General features: G+C 65.9%; 1 protein-coding gene. It reads right to left on the reverse strand.

From position 1 onward, the window contains the following. Positions 1–69: 69 nt before the first annotated feature. A complete protein-coding gene (locus NKJ57_RS30780) occupies positions 70–1,269 on the reverse strand; it encodes an IS256 family transposase (RefSeq protein WP_352513787.1) in 1,200 nt (399 codons plus the stop codon). Between the last annotated feature and the right edge of the window lie 159 nt (positions 1,270–1,428).

The raw sequence follows: 1,428 nt of genomic DNA on the forward strand, positions 1-1,428 counted from the left end.
GATCGTGTCCCAGGGAGTGGTGTAGCTGACGGCTTGGTCGCCGCGCTCTCCGGCAAGGGGCCGGGATGATCAGCGTGCCACGGCTGGCAGGCTGATGAGGGGATCATCGCTCATTTGGCTGATGGTTTCCAGCGTCATGTATCTGGCGCGCTGCACGGCCCATTCATCGTTCTGCTCGAGCAGGATCGCGCCGACGAGGCGGACGATGGCGTCATCATTTGGGAAGATGCCAACGACCTCAGTCCTGCGCTTGATCTCGCCGTTGAGGCGCTCGATCGGGTTGGTGCTGTGGAGCTTGACGCGGTGCTCCTTGGGGAAGGTCATGTAGGCCAGCACATCGGGCTCAGCGTCGTCCATGATGGTGGCGAGCTTGGGCACCTTAGGGCGGATCTGGTCGGCGACGGCCCGCCACTGGGCGCTGGCAGCCTCGGCTGTCTCCTGGGCGAAGGCGGTGGCGATGAAGGCCGAGACGACACGGCGCCCGCTCTTTCCGGCATGGGCCAGCACGTTCCTCATGAAGTGGACGCGGCACCGTTGCCATGTCGCGCACAGCACCTTGGTGACGGCCGCCTTGATGCCCTCGTGCGCGTCGGAGACAACGAGCTTGACGCCACGCAGGCCGCGGCGTGTGAGCTTGCGCAGGAACTCCGTCCAGATCGGCTCGGCCTCCGAGGTGCCGATCTCCATGCCCAGCACCTCACGCCGGCCGTCCGCGTTGACGCCGACGGCGATGATGACGGCGACCGAGACGATGCGTCCGCCGCGGCGCACCTTCAGGTAGGTGGCGTCGATCCACAGATAGGGCCAGTCGCCTTCGATGGGTCTTTCGAGGAACGCCTTGACCTTGCCGTCGATCTCCTCGCACAGCCGGCTGACCTGGCTCTTCGAGATGCCGCTCATGCCCATGGCCTTGACCAGGTCGTCGACCGAGCGTGTCGAGATGCCCTGGACGTAGGCTTCCTGGATGACGGCGGTCAGCGCCTTCTCGGCCATGCGGCGCGGTTCGAGGAAGCCGGGGAAGTAGGAACCCTTCCTGAGCTTGGGGATGCGCAACTCGACCGTGCCGGCCCGCGTCTCCCAGTCGCGTTCCCGGTAGCCGTTGCGCTGGGCCGTCCGCAGCGGGTTCTTCTCGCCATAGCCGGCACCGGTGGCGGCGCCCACCTCCAGCTCCATCAGCCGCTCGGCGGCAAAGCCGATCATCTCGCGCAACAGATCGGCATCCGGGGTCTTTTCCATGAGCGCGCGCAGGCTCATCATGTCGTCGGTCATCGGTGGTTCCTTCGAATCAGGTTGGTGTCAGCAACCCGACCCTTACCGGAGAACCATCGATGACCACCGCAAAGCCGCTCGCTCGCTACAGCGCTGTTGAGGGCGCGCTCGCGAGCGGCTTCGCTACCGCCGAGCTACACCACCTGTCGGGACGCGACC

The sequence above is a fragment of the Mesorhizobium sp. M0077 genome, from assembly GCF_040322955.1.
Lineage (GTDB): Bacteria > Pseudomonadota > Alphaproteobacteria > Rhizobiales > Rhizobiaceae > Mesorhizobium.

Coding starts and splice junctions, on each gene's coding strand:
- NKJ57_RS30780 (WP_352513787.1), bottom strand. CDS start 1,269: ATGACCGACGACATGATGAGCCTGCGCGCGCTCATGGAAAAGACCCCG.